The organism is Rubrobacter taiwanensis (assembly GCF_004337705.1).
GTDB classification, from domain to species: Bacteria; Actinomycetota; Rubrobacteria; order Rubrobacterales; family Rubrobacteraceae; genus Rubrobacter_C; species Rubrobacter_C taiwanensis.
Map to the genome: position 1 here is coordinate 146,409 of NZ_SKBU01000001.1, position 14,294 is coordinate 160,702.

Consider the following 14,294-nt stretch of genomic DNA (forward strand, 5'->3'; position numbering starts at 1 on the left):
CATGCGCTCCCCGAGCGCCCGCTTAATCCGAGTAAACATATCGGGATTATTATACCGGTCGTTTGCCGCGAGTCCAGGAGATTAGAACTTGGTTAGAGTTCTCTTAGAAATGCATTAGAGTTCTCCTCCGGCCTCCCGCTGCACATTGACGCGCAGAGCGGAGAGTGTAAAAGGAGGTTAACTGCACGTTAAAGCTCTGCGGGGGATTGAGCTGAGTTGAGGAAGGAGGGCAGCCTTCTCCCGGGGACCTATGGTTCCCGACGGGGGGCTGGATCAGGACCCGCTACGGGACCGGCCGTCGATGGCAAATTCTTCAGCTTCGGCGGTCGCAGGTTTTACATGCGAGGAGTTACCTACGGCACGTTCGCGCCGGGGGAGCTGGGGCTCTTCCCCGCTCCGGAGCGGGTCGAGCGGGACTTCGCAACGATGGCTGCGGCGGGTGTAAACGCGGTGCGCGTCTACACGGTCCCGGACACGCGGCTCCTGAACCTGGCGGAGCAGCAGGGGCTGAAGCTCTTGGTCGGGGTGTGGTGGGAGGACCCGCTCTACACGGCCCGGCCGACGCGGGAGTTGCTGCGCGAGACGGCCGCTGCCGCCCGGGAGACCGTGCGGCGGACCGTGCGCGAGCTTGCCGGGCATCCGGCCGTCCTGGGCTTTATCCTGGGGAACGAGATCCCGGGCTCCATCGTGCGCTGGCACGGCCGGAAGAGGGTCGAGGAAGCATTGCGGGGCCTCTATGAGACCGGCAAGGAGGCGGCTCCGGAGGCGCTCTTCTCCTACGCCAACTACCCCACGACCGGGTACCTGGATACCTCCTGCTTCGACTTCGAGTGCTACAACATCTTCCTGGAGGAGGAGGGCGCCTTCCGGCGCTACCTCACCCAGCTACAGGTCTCGGCCGGTGGCCGCCCGCTGGTTCTGACCGAGCTGGGGCTGGACTCCAGGCTGCACGGCGAGGAGCGGCAGGCGGAAGTGCTGGACTGGCAGCTGCGCGCCGCGCGGGAGGCGGGGCTGGCCGGTACCTGCGTCTTCTCCTGGACCGACGACTGGTGGGTCAAGGAGCGGCGGGTAGAGGGGTGGAGCTTCGGTATCACGCGCGAGGACCGGGAGCCCAAGCCCGCCTTCGAGGTCGTGGCGAACCACTACCGGAGCGGGCTGCCGGATTTGCGGGAGGAGTGGCCGCGGGCCTCCGTGGTGGTCTGCGCCTACAACGCGGAGGCTACGCTGGGGGAGTGCCTGGAATCGTTGAAGCGGCTGGAGTACCCGGACTACGAGGTGCTGGTAGTGGACGATGGCTCCGAGGACGGCACGGCCGGGATAGCCCGGGAGTATCCGGTGCGCCTGATCCAGGGCGGCCGGCTCGGGCTGTCGGGGGCGCGGAACCTGGGGCTCCAGAACGCGACCGGCGAGATCGTCGCTTACATAGACGCCGATGCGCGGGCCGACCCGGACTGGCTGACCTACCTGGTGCTGGCGCTCGAAGCGCCGGACGCCGCGGGGGCCGGCGGGCCCAACCTCCCGCCGCCGGAGGACCCGCCGGTGGCGCAGTGCATCGCCCGCGCTCCGGGCGGGCCGGTCCACGTCCTCATAGACAACGAGCGAGCCGAGCACGTGCCGGGCTGCAACATGGCCTACCGGCGGGACCGGCTGTCGGAGATCGGGGGCTTCGACCCCATCTACCGGGCGGCCGGGGACGACGTGGACGTGTGCTGGAAGCTTTTGGACCTCGGGTACACCATCCGGTTCCACCCGGCGGCGCTGGTCTGGCACCACTCCCGCGGCCGGGTGCGGGACTTCTGGAGGCAGCAGGTCGGCTACGGCCGGGCGGAGGCGCTGGTGGCCCGAAACCACCCGGACAAGTTCAACGGCCTGGGGCGGGCGATCTGGCGCGGCGTCATCTACGGCCCCGCCTCCATAGTGCCGGGGCGGACCTTCGTCTATACGGGCCGGTTCGGCGAGGCGCCGTTCCAGCGGCTCTACCAGGAGCGCTCCGGGATCGGCGGCTCGCACTTCCTCTACGTCCTGCTCGCGCTCGTCCTGCTGGCCGCGCTGGACCCGCACCTGTGGCCCCTGCCCGTCTTCGCTGCGGGCGCGCTGCTGGCCGGTTGTCTGGTCCACGGCTGGCGGGTGGCCGGGCGGGAGGGCATCGAGCCTGCCTGGAAGTGGGGGAGCCTCATCGGCTGGCTCTATCTCCTGCAGCCGGTGGCCCGGGAGGTTGGGCGGCTCCGGTCCTGGAAGCTCGCCTACCCGCCGGTCTCGGCGCTGGCGGGACGCTTCCCGCCCTTGCGGCCCGCCGGAGGGGGCATGTTCGTAGCCGAAGGCGTGGGGGAGGCCGAGCGGACGGCCTTCCTCGAAGAGGTGTGCAACCGGCTGCGGGCGCAGCGCCTCAAGGCCCGGAGCGCTCCGGCCTGGGGCATGGAGGACCTGCTCTGCGACTCCTTCCTGTTCTGGCGGGTTCTGATCGTCTCCTGCCTTTACGGGGAGGCGGCCTATCTGCGCTCGAAGTGGCGGCCGCGGACAAAGCCCCTCCTCGCGGCCGCTCTGGTAGTCTTACTCGTGGGAGCCTGGCCGCCGAACCCGGTCGCCGGGGTCGCGGCCCTGAGAGACGGGACCTTCATCTGGTCGCCGGTCGCCGCGGCTGCTGTGGCCGCGGTCGTGGCAGCCGCCTTCCTGGTGGAGGGCTGGGTCTTCCGGCGCAGGGTACGCCGGGCCCTGAGCCTCGGAGCGGATGAGAAGCCGGGCGGACCGTAATGGAGCACAGCAAAGACTACAGCGCGCCGGAGATCTACCGCCGGGTATTCAAGGAGATCCGGCCCTACCGGCTGCACATGGTCGGCATCCTCCTCCTGAGCCTGCTCTCAACGCCCATCGCGCTGCTCAACCCGCTGCCGCTCAAGCTCGTCGTGGACTCGGTGCTCGGGGACGACCCGCTGCCGGCGTTCCTGGACGCGGCGCTCCCGGACTTCATGACCGGCTCTGCGACCGCGCTGCTGGTCCTGGCGGCCGCCCTGGTAGTGGCCATCGCCCTGCTCACCCAGGTCCAGGGGCTCTCCAGCTCCGTGCTGCGCACCTACACGGGCGAGATGCTGGTGATGGGCTTCCGCAGCCGGCTCTTCCGCCACGCGCAGAAGCTCTCGCTCTCCTACCACGACACCCGGGGCACCACCGACTCCACCTACCGCATCCAGTACGACGCCCCGGCGCTAAAGTGGATCGCCATAGACGGCATCGTACCGTTCATCTCCTCGACCGTCACGCTGGTCGGCATGATCTACGTCACCGCCCGGATAGACCTCCGGCTCGCGGCCATAGCCATGATCGTCGCGCCGCTGCTCCTGCTCGTGCTGCGGGTGTGGGGGCCGCGGCTGCGCAAGGGCTGGAAGGGGCAGAAGAAGCTGGAGAGCTCCTCGATGAAGGTGGTGCAGGAGACTTTAGGCGGCATCCGGGTGGTCAAGGCGTTCGGCCAGGAGAACCTCCAGCGCGAGCGCTTCCTCGGGCGGGCGCGGGAGAGCTTCCGGGCGCAGGTGCGGCTGGCCTTCCAGGAGAGCGGCCTCGGGCTGATGATCGGCGTCATCATGGCGGCGGGGATGGCCTCCGTCCTCTACCTCGGGGCGCTCAGCGTGCAGGCCGGCACGCTCACGCTCGGGAACCTGGTCCTGATCATGGGCTACATGGCCCAGCTCTACCAGCCGCTGGAGAAGATAAGCCAGAAGATCGGGGACCTCCAGAACTCGCTGGCTAGCGCCGAGCGGGCCTTCACGCTCCTGGACCACGAGCCCGAGGTCGAGGAGAAGGCGGACGCCCGGCCGGTCTCCCGCGCCCGCGGACACGTGAGCTTCGAGAGCGTCACCTTCGCCTACGATGGGGAGGCTAGCCCCGCGCTGGAGGACATCTCCTTCGAGGTCCCGCCCGGGACCCGGGTCGGCATCGCGGGCACGACCGGCGCGGGCAAGACGACCCTCGTGAGCCTCCTGACCCGCTTCTACGACCCCACTTCGGGCCGGATACTGCTCGACGGGGTGGACCTGCGGGACTACCGGCTGGCCGACCTGCGCAACCAGTTCGCCATCGTGCTGCAGGAGCCGGTGCTCTTCTCCACCAGCGTCTCGGAGAACATCGCCTACGCCCGGCCCGGGGCGAGCGAGCGTGAGATCGAGGCCGCCGCCCGCGCCGCCGGGGCCCACGACTTCATCCGCCGGCTGCCCGACGGCTACGACACCACGGTCGGGGAGCGCGGCATGCGCCTCTCGGGCGGCGAGCGCCAGCGCATCTCGCTCGCCCGCGCCTTCCTGAAGGACGCCCCCATCCTCATCCTCGACGAGCCCACCAGCTCCGTGGATACGAAGACCGAGGCGGCCATCATGGAGGCCATGGACCGGCTCATGCAGAACCGCACGGCGTTCATGATCGCCCACCGCCTCTCCACCCTGGAGCACTGCGACGCCCGGCTGCGCATAGAGGACGGCCGCCTCGTGGAGAGCACGCCGAACGTCCTTCGCCCGGAGCTGGCCGAATGACGGCGCGCCGCCTCGCCCGCGGCGCAGAGCCCGCGCCCGCCGGGGTGCTGGAGCGGGGCCTGAGCGAGAGACATAGGCGGCCGGTGCGCGTGACCGGCGTGGAGTGCGAACCGCTGGACACCTACAGCTCGCACCCCGTCTACCGCCTGCGGGCCACGCTGGAGAGCGGCGAGCCGCTCATCGCCATCTTCAAGCGGCTCCGGCGCGACGCGGACGGCCGGGAGCGGGAGGTGCTGCTCTACCGCCGCCTGCTGGCCGGCCGCCGGTTCGACGCCCCGGAGCTCTACGCCGCGCTCTACGACGAGGAGCGGGACCTCTACTGGCTCTTCCTGGAGGACGTGGGCAGGTGGAAGCTGGAGTGGTGCGAGGCGGAGGTGTGGCCGGCGGCCTTCCGGTGGATGGCCCGGATGCACGCCGAATGCCACGGCCGGGAGGAGGAGCTGCTCTCTTTAGGGTGCCTGCTCCCACACGGCCCGGAGTTCTGGCGGGCGCTCGCGGAGGAGGCCCGCCGCAGCCTGCACGAGCGCGGCACGCCGCGCTCTCTCGCCCGCTTCGACGCCCTGACCGGACGCTACCTCGGCCCCGCGGCGGAGTACCTGGCCCGGCGGCCGAAGACGCTGGTGCACGGCGACGCCTCCTGCCACAACCTCAACGTGCAGCCCGGCCCGCGCGTGCGGCCCATAGACTGGGAGTGGGCCGCCGTGGGGGTGGCGGCGTGGGACGTGGCGAAGCTGCTCTCCGGCTGGGGAGCTGAGAAGCCGCGCCTGCTCGCGGCGTACCTGGAGGAGTTCGAGCGCCGCGCGCCGCTCGACCGGGAGGGGTTCTACCGCGACCTGGAGCACTGCCGCGCCCTGCACCGGGTATGGTACCTGCGGTGGTGGGTCCGGGGGTGTGAGGAGCCGGAGTTCGTGGAGCGGCTGCTTGACGGCATGGAGGAGACCTGGGAGCGCCTGGAGGAAGATGTCTGAGCGGCTCAGGATCGCGCAGGTGGCCCCGCTCGCCGGACCGGTCGCGCCGGAGACGGGCAGCTCGATCGAGCAGATCGTCTGGCTGCTGACCGAGGAGCTGGTGCGCCGGGGCCACGAGGTCACGCTCTTCGCCACCGGCGACTCGCAGACCTCGGCCCGCCTGCACGCCGACTACCCCCACAGCTACAAGAAGGACTGGCGGATGTGGGACACCTGGCAGTACCACGAGCTGGTGCACCTGGGAGCCGCATTCGAGCGGGCGGGGGAGTTCGACGTGATCCACAGCCACGTCTACCACTTCGCTCCCCCCTTCGCCCGCCTGGTGGAGACGCCGGCCGTACACACCGACCACGTCCCGACCGGCGGCGACGTGCGCGAGTGCTACGCCCGCTACCCCGGGACGCGCTTCGTCGCCCTCTCCCGCTACCACCGCAGCAAGTTCGAGGGGCTGAAGAATATTCCCGTCATCTACAACGGCGTAGACGTGGAGAGCTTCCCGTTCAACCCGGAGGCCGGCGACTACCTGGTCTTCCTGGGGCACATGATCGAACGCAAGGGCCCGGTGGAGGCGATCCGGGCGGCGAGGAAGGTCGGCATGCCCCTCGTCCTGGCCGGGCCCCGGCCCGATGAAGCGTACTTCGAGGCCGAGGTCGCGCCCTTTGTGGACGGCCGGATCGTGGAGTACATCGGCCCGGTGAGCGCCGCGGAGCGCAACGAGCTGCTCTCCGGGGCCGGAGCGCTCCTGTTCACGAGCCTCTTCTCCGAGCCGTTCGGGCTGGTCATGGTCGAGGCGATGGCGTGCGGGACGCCGGTGGCGGCCCTGGAGCGCTGCGCCGTGCCCGAGATCGTGGACCGCGACGCGACCGGCTTCTACGCCCGGGACGCGGACGCCCTGGCCGCCATCATCCCCCGCACGGTAGCCCTCGACCGCCACCGCGTCCGCCGCCAGGCCGCCCGGCGCTTCGATTACCGGCGCATGGCCGCCGAGTACGAGGCCCTGTATCGCAGGATGGCCGGCCGCTCCGCCGGAGGGGAGGCGCTGTGGGTCTCGTGAGCCCCCCGTTGCCGGAGGCGCGGCCGTGACGGTCACCGCTTGGCTGGTGGCCAATACGCTCTACCACCCGGAGGGCGGCGGGCCTCCCGGTGGCGGACCCGTACCGGCTGCCGCGGCTGGCGATGGGCCCGGATACCGACCTGCGCGCGGCGCTGGAGTGTAGCGGTGGCTGAACGGCTGCGCGTCGCCGTCACCGGACTCGCCGCGACCTACCCGTACGGCGGGGTGTTCTGGGACTACATGCAGTATCCGCTCGGGTTGCGCCGGCTGGGGCACGACGTGCTCTACGTCGAGGACCCCGAGATCTGGTGCTACGACCCGGTGACACATACCTTCGTGGAGCACGGCGGGCGGCACGCGGACCTGCTCGCCCGCCGCATCGCGGCGCTCGACCCGGACCTGAAGGACCGCTGGTTCTTCCGGGACGCCACCGGACGGACCTACGGCCGTGAGTGGGGGGAGGTCGTCCGCTTCTGCCGGGGGGCGGACCTCTTCCTGCACCTCTCGGCCTCGTGCTGGATGCGGGAGGAGTACTTCGCGGCCCGCACCGTCGCCTTCGTGGACAGCGACCCCATGTACACCCAGGCCTCGGTCCCGGACTACCTCGCCGGCACGGCGGACGAGCTGGACCGGGCCCGGATCGAGATGCTCCGCCGCCACGACGCGTTCTTTACCTTCGGCGAGAACGTAGGAGCGCCGGACTGCCGCATCCCCGCCGCCCTCTTCGACTGGACCCCGACGCGCCAGCCCGTCGTCCTGGACCTCTTCCGGGACGCTCGCATCCCCGTCGCCGGGCGCCGCCCGGTGCTCACCACCGTGGCCTCCTGGGAGCCCTCGAAGCGGGAGCTGGTCGTGGACGGCGTGGCCTACGGCGGCAAGAGCCTGGAGCTTGAGCGCTTCCTGGACCTCCCGGCGCGCAGCGCGCTGCCCCTGGAGCTTGCGCTCAGCGGGGAGGCTCCCGTCGAGCGCCTGCGGGAGCGCGGCTGGCGGCTCACCGATCCCGGCGCCGTGTCGTGTGACCCGGGGGTCTACCGCAGCTACCTGGCGAGCTCCCTGGGCGAGTGGAGCGTCGCCAAGAACGCCTACGTGGAGAGCCGCAGCGGCTGGTTCTCCTGCCGCACGGCCTGCTACCTAGCCCTCGGCGTTCCGGCGGTCGTGCAGGACACGGGCTTCCCCATCCCCACCGGCGAGGGGTTGTTCGCGTTCGCCACGCCGGATGAAGCGGCGGCGGCCATAGAGGAACTGGCGAGCGACCCGGAGCGCCACGCGGCCGCGGCGGTCGAGCTGGCCGCGGAGTACTTCGGCTCCGACCGGGTGCTGAACGAGCTGATCGAGGCCGCGCTGAGGAACTCGGGATGAGCGCGAACGACCGCGGGCCGGACTTCATCATCATCGGGGCGCAGAAGAGCGGCACGACCTCGCTCTACCGCTACCTGACGGAGCACCCCCGCGTCGCGCCGGCCGCCACCAAACAGGTAGACTTCTTCGCCCACGAGAGCTTCCGGCGGGGCTACGGCTGGTACCTCGCGCAGTTCCCACAAGACCGGGGAAAGGAGACCCTGACCGGAGAGGCGTCCCCGTACTACATGTTCCACCCGCACGCCCCCCGGCGGGTCTTCGAGTTCGACCCCCGGATCAAGCTCATAGCCATCCTCCGCAACCCCGTGGACCGCACCTACTCCCACTACCAGCACCAGGTGCGCAACTGGCGCGAGCCGCTCGCCTTCGAGGAAGCCCTGGAGGCCGAAGAGGCGCGGCTGCGGGACGAGACCGCCCGGCTGCTCGCCGACGAGACCTACGACAGCAAGCTCCACCGCCGCCACTCCTACCTGGCCCGCAGCCGCTACGCCGAGCAACTGGAGCGGTGGTACGCGCACTTCCCGAGAGAGCAGCTCTTAGTCCTCAACAGCGAAGCGCTCTTCGAAGACCCGGAGGCCGCCCTGGACCGCGTGAGCGCCTTCCTCGACCTGCCGCCCCTGAGGCTGGACGAATACAACACCTACATGCCCGGCAGCTACTGGAAGGATATGCGCCCGGAGACCCGCCGGAGACTGATCGAGTACTTCCGCCCGCACAACCGGCGCCTGTACGAGCTGCTGGGGACGGAGTACCCCTGGGACGTCTGACAGCTCTCAGCCGGAACCAGACCAGATAAATGCGAGAGCGCAACTCCGGACGTCGACTCTCATGGCGCGGGCTAGATAGAGAGATTCACTGCCCGAAGAGGGGGATTATCCCTTTATCCGGTGTATCACCGCTAGACAAACACCCGGTATAACTCCCGGGACTCTGCGCTTCCTCCAGAGAGAGGCTGTGTTCCTGCAAGATTGCCGGGCTACTGTAAGAATTGCCAAACGAAAACCGGAGAGCCTCCGCACACAGACTCTCCGGCCTTTGGTTGGTGCGTGCACCCCAGTATAACTTGTTTCAGCCCAGGAAGTCCAGTATCTGGGGCATCGGCTTACTCCGGCAGGTGAAGATCGGGGTATCCAGTTCGGTATAGGAGCTGGCTTCGGATTCGCGCAGCTCCATCATCAGGTCCTGGAAGTGCCGGGGGCTTTCGGCTTCGAAGGAGAGGATGAACTCGTAGTCGTCGATACCGAATGAGTAGGCGGTGTTGTTCTTGATCGGGTAGTGCTTGCGGCCGATCTGCATGTGCTCGTTCATCATGCGCTGCCGCTCTTCGAGCGGGAGACTATACCACCGGCGGGTTTTCACGAAGGGGTAGACGAAGAGGTATTCGCCTTCACCGGGCACGATGTACTGCCGGTTCTCGAAGCCCGGGGTATGTTCTCCGACGTAGATCGAGCGCCGCGAGATGGCGAAGTACGAGTGGCTGACTTGCAGGTAGCGGCCCAGGCCGGTCTTCACGAGTTCGCCGGTCATCCGCTCGAAGTCCTCGAGGTCGTAGGAGATACGCCAGACCATGAAGTCTGCGTCGGCCCGCAGGCCCATCAGGGAGTACGAGCGCAGCAGCATGTTCTCCCGGTGGCGCTCGTAGACCTCCAGAAACTCCCGCTTACCGCGCTCGCGCTCGCCTTCCGGCAGCCGCCGCCACGCGGGGTCCAGCTTGAAGAAGACGTAGTTGATGTACTGGGCCGGGGCCTGCCGTTCCTCTCTGGACTGTGCTCTCTCCCGGGTTTCGGTCATCGTCGCTCCTCTGGTCCTCGAGCTGTTGCTCAGCTCTCCGCCGGCCGCCGGGCACCGACGGCGGTTTGCTCGCCGAGCCCGAAGTTGGACTCGTACAGCCCGGCTATCCGGTTCAGCTCTTCGGCGGTGAGGTCCGGGGTCTCGGGAGCCGCCGCGAACTCTTCGAGCTGCTCCTCGCCGTAGATGTTCGGCAGGGTGGAGGAGATCTCCGGCGAGGCCAGGACGAACTTGAGCGCGGCCTGCCCCAGCGTGCGCTCCTCCGTCAGGAACTGCAGCTTCTCGACCTTCTTGAGCCCCGTGAGGAGCCACTCCCGCGGCCGATGCCGCCGATGATCGTTTCTGGCGAAGGTCGTGTTCTCGTCGTATCTGCCCTCCAGCATCCCGCTGGAGTGGGGGACACGCACCACGAGACCGGCGCCGGTCTCGCCCGCCACCCGGATCAGTTCGCGGCCGGGGTCCTGCTCCAGCAGGTTGTAGATCATCTGCACCCCGTCCACCTTGCGCTCGCGCATGGCCCGGACGCCCTCCTCGAGCCAGCCTATCGCCGGCCCGAGCGCGACACCGTAGGAGCGGATCTTGCCCTCGCGCTTGAACTCCTCCAGCAGCTCGAAGAGCCGGTCGTCCTCTATGGCGTCCATCTTGGCGTTGTGAAGCTGCAAAAAATCTATGTAGTCCGTCTCCAGCCGCCGGAGGCTCTGCTCCAGCGCGAACCGGATGAACTTCTCCGACCAGTCCTGCGGCCGCTCCTGCTGCCCCCGGCGCTCGGGATGGTCGTAGAAGTTATAGCCGACCTTGGTCGAGATCACGACCTCATCCCGCCGCCCCCGGAAGGCGTCAGCGACCAGCGTCTCACCCCTGCCCGCACCGTAGGTGTCGGCGGTGTCGAAGTAGTTGATCCCGAGCTCGTGCGCACGGCGCATCAAGCGCACGGCCCGGCGGTCGTCTACCTCGCCCCACCAGCCCGTGCTCACAGTCCAGACACCGAAACCTACTTCGGAGACCTTAATGCCCGTGCTTCCAAGATCCCGGTACCTCATGCTCTCCTCTCGCATAGCCACCGCTGCAGAGAATCTGCGACATATCATAACCTACCGATACCCCGAATACTGTGGAGACCTTCTCAACTCCTCCTAACGGCAAAATTTTTGAGAAATTTTTGTCCCGGGTTAAGAAATCGTTAACGTCGAGCTCTTTTCGTATCTCAGCAAGATAATAATTGCGCTTTATCCCCGCATTCACAAGGTTTTTGCTTTATCTCGGCGAGATAAGACTGTATGCTCCGGTTTTGGAAAGCGGGGGGTGAAGGGGGAGGATTCCCGAGGAGCGGGCCGGCTCTGCGTCTTGACCCGGGCGTGGATGCTGGTAGGGTGGGCCGCTAGCAACGACAGGGTAGCAAACCACTCAAGCAGGAGGGGGATTGATTGGGTAGCTTACCTGGCATTTTCTCGCGCAGGTTTCTGATCCCGGCACTACTGGCTGTGGCGGCGGCGTTCGTTGCGGTCTTTCTGGCGGTAGGTTCGGTCGGCGCCCAGCAGCAGATGGTCGCCACCTGGTATGGTCCGGGTTTTGAGGGCAATCTCACTGCGAGCGGGGAGCCGTTCGATCCGAACGACTACACGGCCGCTCACCGGACGCTGGATTTCGGCACCAAGCTTCTGGTCACCTATGGCGGGAACTCGGTTGTGGTGCGCGTCAACGACCGGGGGCCTTTCTCCGGCGCGGATCTCGACCTCTCCCGCGCTGCGGCCGATGCCATAGGGCTAACGGCGGTTGGGACGGCCACGGTGGATGTTCAGTTTGTGGATCCCGGCACGCCCACCGGTCCGTACTCCGGTCCGGCGGGCGGCGGTGCTGCCGAGCCTCAGCAGCAGGCGGCCCCTGAGCCGCAGGCGGTGCAGCAACAGGAGGCTGCCCCTGAGCCGCAGGCGGTCGAGAGCGCCGCTGCGGTGTCTGCCGGTGCCGGGGTTCCGGATGATGATTCGCAATCGCGGGAGGTTGCGGCCGCTGTTCAGTACGAGGCTCCTGAGGAGCTGCTGCGGGAAGAGCAGCAGTATGCGGAGCCGGTAGAGGAGTCCGTGCAGGGCTACCAGTACGGTGGTGTGCAGAGCTACCAGTACGATGAGCCGGCGTCGGGGGCTGAGGAGGTTGCCCCTTCGGCGCGCGCAGAGGCGGGAGGCGAGCCGGTAGGCGTGCAGCAGTGCGTGGCCTTCTTCGGCGGGCAGGGGGCTCTCCAGTACCAGTACGGCACCGACGGTTCACTCCAGAACCTGACGCAGGCCCAGGTCCAGTACTGCCAGCAGATCATCCAGAACATCACCGTTCAGGAGAGGGTCGTGATCGAGGAACCGGCCGCCGCTGCGCAGGAGGAAGGGCCTGTCCGTGTCGAGACCGAAGAGCCGGCCGCGGCGGTGGGTACGGAGATCGAGCTTCCGGTCAACGAGCTCGGGATCGCCGTTCTGCCGGACACGGGGGGAGCGGCGCCGCTCCTGCCGCTGGCCGGCGGAGCTCTCGCTCTTCTTCTAGGCGGTGGCATACTGATCCGCCGGATCGCCGGCTAAGAACTCCGTAACCCGCAACGGAACGAACGCGGCTCCCGGCGCGAAGCCGGGAGCCGCGTCTTTTCTCTATTCAGCGCTCTGGCGGCGGCTGTTCGGCTTGAGCACGGAGGCCACGTTTACCAGATAGGTGGCCATCTCCATCAGGGACTCCATCTGTTCCGAGAGTTCGTCGAGCCGCCTCTCGAGAGAGGCGATGCGGTCTCCGGGCTCCTCCTGCGTGTTCGCCAGAAGGCTCTCTGAGATCTCGGTCAAGGTGAAGACGGCCGAGATCAGGGACTCCATCTGTTCCGAGAGGGTCTTCAGGGCGGAGGGCTCCACCGCTTCACGCCGCGAGACCCCCTCCCGCAGCTCGCGTACGGACTGCGAGATCTCGTCCAGCCGCTCCAGCAGCGTCCGGAAGTCCACCTCCCCCTCGCGCAGCCGCCGGCGTACGGACTCGATGCTCATGCCCTCCTCATGCAGCTCGCGCGCCTCCCGGATGAGGTCCACGGAGTCCTCCGGGATCGCGATCCGGCCCGCCTGCCGAACATGGGGTATGGAATACTCTCTCAAGTATCGGTAAAGGGTCGGCCGGGGAACCCCGAGCAGGCTGCTGACCTCGTCTACGGTGTAAATTTCCTTCCCTCCGCTCTTATCACGCAGATATTTGCAAAATTCCCGATCGAACCCGAAACATTGTAGCACCGATCGTAGGCTGCATCACGGCGCAATAAATGCCCCGTTCTCCCCCATTCCCACGCGACTCCCGACGAAGCGCCCGGGATAATCAGAGGGAGAGAAAGCACGAAACGATCGCTGCTTGAGCGGCGCAGCGAGATAAGCCGCCCCAGCCCCCTTGAACTCCCCGCCGGGAAGACTAGAATGCCGGCGAAACCTTCACGATCTAGTACAGATAGACGCAAAGGTTTGCTTCAGGAGGGGGTAGACATATTGTTTAGGTTGAGTGTTTTGAAGATAGTGGTGGCGCTGCTGATCGCCGCTACTGCTGTCTTTGGTACGGAGGGCCGGGCCGAGGCGCAGACCATGCTTGCTTCCTGGTACGGTCCGGGTTTCGAGGGAAATCCCACGGCCAGCGGCGAGATCTATAACCCGTGGGGTTATACGGCGGCGCACAAGACGCTGCCGCTGGGCACGCAGCTACTGGTCAGCTACGGGGGCCGGAGCGTACAGGTTACGGTCAACGACCGGGGGCCGTATGTGGGGAGCAGGGAGCTGGATCTGTCGCAGGGTGCGGCTGAGGCTCTGGGGCTTACGGCTGCCGGCGTTGATTACGTAACGGTTACGCCCGTGGGAGGCGGCGGTTACCCGGCGGCTTCCGGCGGTTATTCGGGGGACGTTTACACTCCTTCTGGGGGAGGGTATGTGGTACAGCCGGGGGACACTCTGAGTGGCATCGCTGCCAGACTGGGGGTGTCCGTCGGCTATCTCGCCGGCGTCAACGGCATAGCCGACCCCGACTTCATCTACGGAGGGCAGACGCTCTACTACTAGGGTCTCCCGGGCCACCAACAATTTTCTTGACATCCGGTGGTGGCGCCTATAACCTGAGGGCAGGCTGGCGGACAAAAGTTACAATATCCGCCAAACAGGGCCCAGGAAGGAGGTGAGGTACGAGTGACCACCACGATCTCTCACGAGAAGACTCGGGAGCTCACCCGCGAGGATGTGGATCGGGCGATCGACGTGATCGAGCGTCACCTGGAGAAGGAGGCCCGGACCCGCAATCTGCTGGACGAGCAGGCGATTATGCGCCCCAAGGATCTGTGCAAGCAGCAGGGGCTGGACATGGTCGCCGAGCTGCGCGGGATGCTCTCCTGAGGTCTTGTGAAGGGGGATGCACAGTAAGGTACGACCCTCTCGACTCTCAAAAAGCGGGCTGTTCATCCCCCTTCATGATGACTGAGAAGAGGGAGCCGGAGTCTGACCGGCTCCCTCTTTACGTTCTCCGGTACCGCTCTACTAGGGCGAATCGACATATAGGCAAATGTCTGCTTCACTCGGAGGGCAAGCCAACGACCGAGGTGGAGATATGCCCGCACGCTACGAA

General features: G+C 67.3%; 12 protein-coding genes. 9 read left to right on the top strand and 3 right to left on the bottom strand.

Annotated elements, in window-relative coordinates; all coding sequences use genetic code 11:
* Nucleotides 1–216: 216 nt before the first annotated feature.
* The 6 genes from E0L93_RS00715 to E0L93_RS00740 all read left to right on the top strand — a co-directional run bounded on the left by E0L93_RS00715 (nt 217) and on the right by E0L93_RS00740 (nt 8,665).
* Complete coding sequence (locus E0L93_RS00715; RefSeq protein WP_165874064.1) at nt 217–2,751, top strand: glycosyltransferase; 2,535 nt, start codon at nt 217–219, stop codon at nt 2,749–2,751.
* Entirely contained in the window at nt 2,751–4,517 is a 1,767-nt protein-coding gene (locus tag E0L93_RS00720) for an ABC transporter ATP-binding protein (protein ID WP_132687247.1), read from the top strand. Before E0L93_RS00715 ends, E0L93_RS00720 begins: the two co-directional genes overlap by 1 nt.
* Nucleotides 4,514–5,485, top strand: a complete 972-nt coding sequence (locus tag E0L93_RS00725) for an aminoglycoside phosphotransferase family protein (RefSeq protein ID WP_132687248.1) — start codon at nt 4,514–4,516, stop codon at nt 5,483–5,485. The genes E0L93_RS00720 and E0L93_RS00725 overlap by 4 nt, the downstream gene beginning before the upstream one ends.
* Complete coding sequence (locus E0L93_RS00730) at nt 5,478–6,539, top strand: glycosyltransferase family 4 protein (RefSeq protein WP_132687250.1); 1,062 nt, start codon at nt 5,478–5,480, stop codon at nt 6,537–6,539. Before E0L93_RS00725 ends, E0L93_RS00730 begins: the two co-directional genes overlap by 8 nt.
* Nucleotides 6,540–6,704: 165 nt before the next feature.
* A complete protein-coding gene (locus E0L93_RS00735; RefSeq protein ID WP_132687251.1) occupies nt 6,705–7,898 on the top strand; it encodes a glycosyltransferase family 1 protein in 1,194 nt (397 codons plus the stop codon).
* Entirely contained in the window at nt 7,895–8,665 is a 771-nt protein-coding gene (locus tag E0L93_RS00740) for a sulfotransferase family protein (RefSeq protein ID WP_132687252.1), read from the top strand. Before E0L93_RS00735 ends, E0L93_RS00740 begins: the two co-directional genes overlap by 4 nt.
* A 301-nt stretch (nt 8,666–8,966) precedes the next feature.
* Here E0L93_RS00740 and E0L93_RS00745 read toward each other — a convergent pair whose 3' ends face one another.
* Nucleotides 8,967–9,689: a chlorite dismutase family protein gene (locus E0L93_RS00745; RefSeq protein ID WP_132687254.1), complete on the bottom strand. Its 723-nt coding sequence runs from the start codon at nt 9,687–9,689 to the stop codon at nt 8,967–8,969.
* 29 nt (nt 9,690–9,718) lie between these two features.
* The gene (locus E0L93_RS00750; protein ID WP_132687255.1) at nt 9,719–10,726 is read right to left on the bottom strand and encodes an aldo/keto reductase; all 1,008 of its coding nucleotides are present in this window, start codon (nt 10,724–10,726) and stop codon (nt 9,719–9,721) included.
* 384 nt (nt 10,727–11,110) lie between these two features.
* On the opposite strand from E0L93_RS00750, the gene E0L93_RS16385 reads away from it, so the two are divergent.
* A complete protein-coding gene (locus tag E0L93_RS16385; RefSeq protein WP_279387429.1) occupies nt 11,111–12,247 on the top strand; it encodes a septal ring lytic transglycosylase RlpA family protein in 1,137 nt (378 codons plus the stop codon).
* Nucleotides 12,248–12,313: 66 nt separating this feature from the next.
* On the opposite strand, the gene E0L93_RS00760 is transcribed toward E0L93_RS16385, so the two are convergent.
* Complete coding sequence (locus E0L93_RS00760) at nt 12,314–12,931, bottom strand: helix-turn-helix domain-containing protein (RefSeq protein WP_132687256.1); 618 nt, start codon at nt 12,929–12,931, stop codon at nt 12,314–12,316.
* A gap of 246 nt (nt 12,932–13,177) precedes the next feature.
* Between E0L93_RS00760 and E0L93_RS15620 the strand changes: the two genes are divergently transcribed.
* Together E0L93_RS15620 and E0L93_RS00770 are read left to right on the top strand one after the other, a co-directional pair.
* Nucleotides 13,178–13,738 (top strand): septal ring lytic transglycosylase RlpA family protein, encoded by a 561-nt coding sequence (locus E0L93_RS15620; protein WP_243638045.1) that lies wholly within the window; start codon nt 13,178–13,180, stop codon nt 13,736–13,738.
* 123 nt (nt 13,739–13,861) lie between these two features.
* The gene (locus E0L93_RS00770; RefSeq protein WP_132687257.1) at nt 13,862–14,065 is read left to right on the top strand and encodes a hypothetical protein; all 204 of its coding nucleotides are present in this window, start codon (nt 13,862–13,864) and stop codon (nt 14,063–14,065) included.
* The last annotated feature ends 229 nt before the right edge of the window (nt 14,066–14,294 follow it).

Coding starts and splice junctions, on each gene's coding strand:
- E0L93_RS00720 (WP_132687247.1), top strand. CDS start 2,751: ATGGAGCACAGCAAAGACTACAGCGCGCCGGAGATCTACCGCCGGGTA.
- E0L93_RS00725 (WP_132687248.1), top strand. CDS start 4,514: ATGACGGCGCGCCGCCTCGCCCGCGGCGCAGAGCCCGCGCCCGCCGGG.
- E0L93_RS00730 (WP_132687250.1), top strand. CDS start 5,478: ATGTCTGAGCGGCTCAGGATCGCGCAGGTGGCCCCGCTCGCCGGACCG.
- E0L93_RS00740 (WP_132687252.1), top strand. CDS start 7,895: ATGAGCGCGAACGACCGCGGGCCGGACTTCATCATCATCGGGGCGCAG.
- E0L93_RS00745 (WP_132687254.1), bottom strand. CDS start 9,689: ATGACCGAAACCCGGGAGAGAGCACAGTCCAGAGAGGAACGGCAGGCC.
- E0L93_RS00750 (WP_132687255.1), bottom strand. CDS start 10,726: ATGAGGTACCGGGATCTTGGAAGCACGGGCATTAAGGTCTCCGAAGTA.